The sequence below is a fragment of the Kitasatospora putterlickiae genome, from assembly GCF_039527695.1.
GTDB lineage: Bacteria > Actinomycetota > Actinomycetes > Streptomycetales > Streptomycetaceae > Kitasatospora > Kitasatospora putterlickiae.
The window spans coordinates 6,856-12,343 of record NZ_BAAAKJ010000166.1; the positions used below are offsets into that span (position 1 = coordinate 6,856).

The following is a 5,488-nucleotide window of genomic DNA, read 5'->3' on the forward strand; positions in this document are numbered from 1 at the left end:
CGCCCGGCCGCTCCAGCCGCTACGGCCGGGTCATCCGCAGCACGTCCAGCGCCTCGTCCAGCTGCTCCACGGTGAGCCGCCCCTGTTCGACGTACCCGCGCTCCAGCACCACCTGGCGGATCGTCTTGCGCTCGGCGAGCGCCTGCTTGGCGACCTTGGCCGCCTCCTCGTACCCGATGTACCGGTTCAGCGGCGTCACCACGGACGGCGAGGACTCCGCGTACTCCCGGGCCCGTTCGGCGTTGGCCGTGAGGCCGTCCACCGCCCGGTCGGCCAGCAGCCGGGCGCTGTTGGCGAGCAGCCGCACCGACTCCAGGACGTTGCGGGCGATCACCGGCAGCATCACGTTGAGCTCGAAGTTGCCGCTCGCCCCGGCCACCGTGACGGTCGCGTCGTTGCCGATCACCTGGGCCGCGACCATCAGCACCACCTCGGGCAGCACCGGGTTCACCTTGCCCGGCATGATCGAGGAGCCGGGCTGGAGGTCCGGCAGGTTCAGCTCGCCGAGGCCGGTGCGCGGGCCGGAGCCCATCCACCGCAGGTCGTTCGCGATCTTGGTGAACCCGACGGCGACGGTGCGCAGCTGGCCGCTCAGCTCGACCAGGCCGTCCCGCGCGCCCTGCGCCTCGAAGTGGTCGCGGGCCTCGGTCAGCGGCAGGTCGGTGGCGCGCGCGACCTCCTCGATCACCGCCGCCGCGAAGCCGGGCGGGGTGTTGATGCCGGTGCCCACCGCGGTGCCGCCGAGCGGCAGTTCGGCGACCCGGGGGAGGGTGGCCAGCAGCCGCTCGCGCCCGTGCCGGACCTGCGCCGCGTAGCCGCCGAACTCCTGGCCCAGGGTCACCGGCGTGGCGTCCATCAGGTGCGTGCGGCCGGCCTTGACGACGCCCGCGAACTCCGCCGCCTTGCGCTCCAGCGACTCCGCCAGGTGCTCCAGCGCCGGGATCAGCTCATGGCTGACGGCGGCGGTGGCGGCGATGTGGATCGAGGACGGGAAGACGTCGTTGGACGACTGGCTGGCGTTGACGTGGTCGTTGGGGTGGACCGGCCGGCCCAGGCGTTCGCCGGCGAGCGTGGCGATCACCTCGTTGGTGTTCATGTTGGACGAGGTGCCCGAGCCGGTCTGGAACACGTCCACCGGGAACTCGGCGTCCCAGCGGCCCGCCGCCACCTCCTCGGCGGCGGACGCGATCGCGTCGGCGGTCTCCTGGTCCAGTACGCCGAGCCGGGCGTTGACCCGCGCGGCGGCCGCCTTGATCCGCGCCAGGGCGGCGATGTGCGCCCGCTCCAGGCGCTGGCCGGACACCGGGAAGTTCTCCACCGCCCGCTGCGTCTGCGCCTGCCACTTCGCCCCGGCGGGTACCCGGACCTCACCCATCGAGTCGTGCTCGATCCGGTACTGCTCGTCACCCATCTGCGCTGCACCTCCTGAACGGTCCCGGCGGGCGTGGGCCCTCGGTTCCAGGGTCCCCGGCCCGGCCGGGTACGGCTTTCGCACACCACAGCCGCGCGCGGGCCCCGGGTATTTCCGCCGGCCGCGAGAGGGGTCCGTTCCCGCGGCTACCCCAGGACGGCGGTCAGGACCTCGCCCGGCGCCGTGCCCGCCCGGACGACCTCGGTGCCGTCCGGCGCCCAGACGCCCGAACCGCCCGAGGTCGCGCCGTACTCGCCGCTCGGCCCGGCGCTGGTGGCCAGCACCACCCAGACGCCGTTGTCCGCCGCGCGCGCCGGGTACCGGGCCGCCTTGGTGGCCAGCGACTCGGCGCCCGCCCCGTACAGCGTCGAGGCGACGTAGACGTCGGCGCCGAGCGCGACCAGCCGCTCGGCGTGCCCGGGGTCGGCGGCGTCCGCGCAGATCGCCAGGCCCAGCCGCCGGCCGTCCAGCTCCAGGACGGCGGGCGCGTCGGCGGGGGAGAAACGCCCGGGCTCCCGCCCGTACAGGTTCGTCTTGCGGCAGACCACCGAGGCGCCCGCGCCGGTGACGGCGAGCGTGCCGATGTGCTCGCGGGCGTCCGCCCCGGCCACCGGCGCGCCGACCAGGGCCGTGGCGCCGGTCTCCGCGCAGGCCGCGACCAGCGGCGCGAGCCGCTCGTCCGACGGGTCGATGACGGGGGCGGCCAGGTCGTAGCCGGTGAGCGAGAACTCCGGGAACACCACCAGACGGGTCGCGGCCCCGGCCTCGCGGACGGCGGCGGCGTGCCGTTCGGCGTTGGCCGCGACGGTCCCGGGCCGCCCCGAGGGGAAGCACGCGGGCTGGGCGACGGCGACGGCCAGGGGAGGGAGGGCGGGCGCGGGCACGGTGGGGCCTCCGGAGGGTGGTCGGGGACGGAGATCACGATCAACTTACGAGCCCTCCGCGGAGCCCGGCAAGGTTCATTCCTTCGAGTGAAGATCACGAGCGCGACGGCGGAGCCAGGGCGCCCCTTCGTACGCTCACCCGGGACCGGGGGAGAGCACGCGACACCAGGGGCGGGACATGACGACTGCGGCACACCACCACGACGACGACCGGGGCCCCGGCCTCAGCCGGCGCCGCCTGCTCGGCGCCTCCGCCGCGCTCGGCGCCGGCGCCTGGCTGCTGCGCGGCACCGTCGGCCCGGACAGCGCCGAGGCGACCACCCCCGCCCCGCCCGGGCTCCCCGCCGGCACCGAACCGTTCCAGCGCGTCTACCGGAACTGGTCCGGTGAGATCCGCACCGACCAGCTCTGGACCTGCGCCCCGCGCACCCCCGAGGAGGTCCCCGCGCTCGCGGACTGGGCCCGCGCCCACGGCTGGCGCCTGCGCGCCCAGGGCCACCGGCACACCTGGGCGCCGCTCACCGTCGCCGACGGCACGCCGGGCGCGGACCGCGTCCTGCTGCTCGACACCACCCGCCACCTCACCGCGATCACCGCGGACTCACCCGGCACCGTCCGCGCCCAGAGCGGCGCGAGCATGGAGGCGCTGCTCGCCCACCTCGCCGAGCGCGGCCTCGGCCTCACCGCCGTCCCGGCGCCCGGCGAACTCACCGTCGGCGGCGTGCTCGCGATCGGCGGCCACGGCACCGCCGTCCCCGCCGCCGGAGAGGTCCGCCCCGACGGGCACGGCTACGGCTCCGTCAGCAACCAGGTCGTCCGGCTGACCGCCGTCGTCCTCGACCCGGCCACCGACCGCTACACCCTGCGGACCTTCGACCGCTCCGAGGCCGACAGCGCCGCCTTCCTGGTCCACCTCGGCCGGGCGTTCGTCACCGAGGTGGTGCTCCGGGCCGGCGCCGACCGGCCGCTGCGCTGCGTCAGCCGGCTGGACCTCACGGCCGGCGAACTCTTCGCCCGCCCCGGAGGGTCGCCGTCCTCGCCGCTCTCGACGTCCTCGACACCCGCCCGTCCGCGTACCTTCGCCGACTTCGTCGAACGCGACGGCCGTGTCGAGGCGATCTGGTTCGCCTACACCGAGCGGCCCTGGCTGAAGACCTGGAGCGTCACCCCGAACCGCCCCCTCGCCTCCCGCGCCGTCGACGAGCCCTACAACTACCCCTTCTCCGACTCCGTCCCGGAACCGGTCGCCCGGCTGGCCGGCGACCTCCTCGCCGGGGCCTGGGGATCGGCCCCGCTGTTCGGCCAACTCCAGTACCTCATCGCCAAGATCGGCCTCACCGGCGACCTCGCCGACGTCCTCCTCTCCGGTGGGCTGCTGCGCGAACTGCTCACCGGCGAGGTGCTCACCCACCTGCTCGCCGGCGGACTGCGCTCCGACCTCTGGGGCCCCTCGCGCACCCTGCTCCACTACCTGCGCCCCACCACCCTGCGGGTCACCGCGAACGGCTACGCGATCCTCGCCCGGCGCGCCGACATACAGTGGGTGGTGGCCGAATTCGCCGACCGGTACCGGGAGTTGATCGACGCCTGCCGGGACCGCGGCGAGTTCCCGGTGAACGGCGCGGTGGAGATCCGGGTGACCGGCGTGGACGACCCGGCCTGGTCCGGGGTGCCCGGCGCCCGGCCGCCGCTGCTCTCCGCGCTGCGCCCGCGCCCCGACCGCCCCGAGTGGGACACCGCCGTCTGGCTCGACGTGCTCGGCTTCCCCGGTACGCCCGGGCTGCACCGCTTCGACCGCGACCTCGAACAGGCCCTGCTGCGCTCCTTCGACGGCACCAGGGCGGGCCTGCGCGTCGAGTGGTCCAAGGGCTGGGCCTACACCGAGGACGCCGCCTGGGCCGACCCCGACGTCCTCGACCGGGTCGTCCCGGCCAGCCACCGCGACGGCGGCGGCCCCGGCTGGGACGAGGCCGTCGCCACCCTGGACCGCCACGACCCCCACCGGGTCTTCGGCAACCCCTTCCTCGACCGCCTGCTGAAGCTCTAGACCTCATGGGCGCAGAATTCCTGACTGCGCGTCAGGCGGATCGTCAGACGTGCTCCATCACGATCACCGCGAGGGTGCCCGGGGCCAGCGCGCGGAAGACGTGCGGGGCGTCGCCGGGGTAGCTGACGTAGTCGCCCGGGCCCAGCTCGACGGGGAGTTCGCTCGGGCCGACCAGCGCGCGGCCGGCGCCCAGCAGGACGTGCTCGACGGTGCCCGGCATGTGCGGGTCGGAGGCCCGGGTCTCGCCCGGCTCGGCGTCGATCCGGTAGACGTCGCGCCGGGCGCCCGGCGGGCAGGAGGCGAGCAGCGTCGCGGCGTACTCGGCGCGCTCCGAGTGGGTGACCGGGCCCTCGCCGGCCCGCACCACCCGGACCACCGGGCGCGGCGGGTCGACCAGTCGGCTGAACGGCACGTCCAGGGCGACGCCGAGCGCCCAGAGCGTCTCGACGCTCGGGTTGCCGGAGCCCGACTCCAGTTGCGAGAGCGTCGATTTGGCGATCCCCGCCCGGCGGGCCAGCTCGGCCATCGAGAGTCCGGCGCGCTCGCGCTCGCGCCGGATCGAGGTCGCGATCAGCTCGATCAGCTCGCCGCCGGGGGCGTTGGCGCCGTTGGTTCCAGTCATCCGCGTTCGCTCCACACGTTCAGGCGTTCGCCTTGACGAACGACCCTTGTTCCGTTCACTCTACTGGACATGCGTTCGCTCATCCGAACCCTCGAACGTGCCACCCTCCGCGACATCGCCCTGGTCTGCGTCGCGGACGCCCTGGTCGGCGCCTCGTTCGGCGCGATCTCCGTCTCCGGCGGCCTCCCGCTCTGGGTGCCCGTCGCCATGTCCGCACTCGTCTTCGCCGGCGGCGCGCAGTTCGGCGCCGCTGGNNNNCTCCCCCCCGTCGTCACCGGCCTCGTCCTCAACGCCCGCCTGCTGCCCTTCGGCTTCACCGTCGCCGACGCGCTGGACGGCCCCTGGTGGCGCCGGCTGCTCGGCGCCCAGTTGCTGACCGACGAGTCCGCCGCGTTCACCCTGCTGCAGTCCGACCCCCGGCGGCGCCGGGCGGCGTACTGGGTCTGCGGCCTCGCCCTGTTCGTCATCTGGAACGCCTCCGTCGTGGTCGGCGCGATGGCCGGAGGGCTGATCGGCGACACCGA

At 75.1% G+C, this 5,488-nt stretch carries 5 protein-coding genes; 2 read left to right on the forward strand and 3 right to left on the reverse strand.

Features of this window, described 5'->3' with window-relative positions; translation table 11 throughout:
• Positions 1-19 precede the first annotated feature (19 nt).
• Positions 20-1,411, reverse strand: a complete 1,392-nt coding sequence (locus ABD308_RS17195) for a class II fumarate hydratase (RefSeq protein WP_344335249.1) — start codon at positions 1,409-1,411, stop codon at positions 20-22.
• 146 nt (positions 1,412-1,557) lie between these two features.
• Entirely contained in the window at positions 1,558-2,295 is a 738-nt protein-coding gene (locus ABD308_RS17200; RefSeq protein WP_344335251.1) for a carbon-nitrogen hydrolase family protein, read from the reverse strand.
• A gap of 178 nt (positions 2,296-2,473) precedes the next feature.
• Between ABD308_RS17200 and ABD308_RS17205 the strand changes: the two genes are divergently transcribed.
• The gene (locus tag ABD308_RS17205) at positions 2,474-4,342 is read left to right on the forward strand and encodes a cholesterol oxidase substrate-binding domain-containing protein (RefSeq protein WP_344335254.1); all 1,869 of its coding nucleotides are present in this window, start codon (positions 2,474-2,476) and stop codon (positions 4,340-4,342) included.
• Positions 4,343-4,385: 43 nt separating this feature from the next.
• Here the strand turns inward: ABD308_RS17205 and ABD308_RS17210 are convergent, their stop codons facing one another.
• On the reverse strand, positions 4,386-4,964 hold the full coding sequence (locus tag ABD308_RS17210; protein WP_344335256.1) for a helix-turn-helix domain-containing protein: 579 nt from the start codon (positions 4,962-4,964) through the stop codon (positions 4,386-4,388).
• 69 nt (positions 4,965-5,033) lie between these two features.
• Between ABD308_RS17210 and ABD308_RS17215 the strand changes: the two genes are divergently transcribed.
• Positions 5,034-5,488: AzlC family ABC transporter permease (locus ABD308_RS17215; protein WP_344335258.1), on the forward strand; the 455-nt coding region annotated here is incomplete at its 3' end.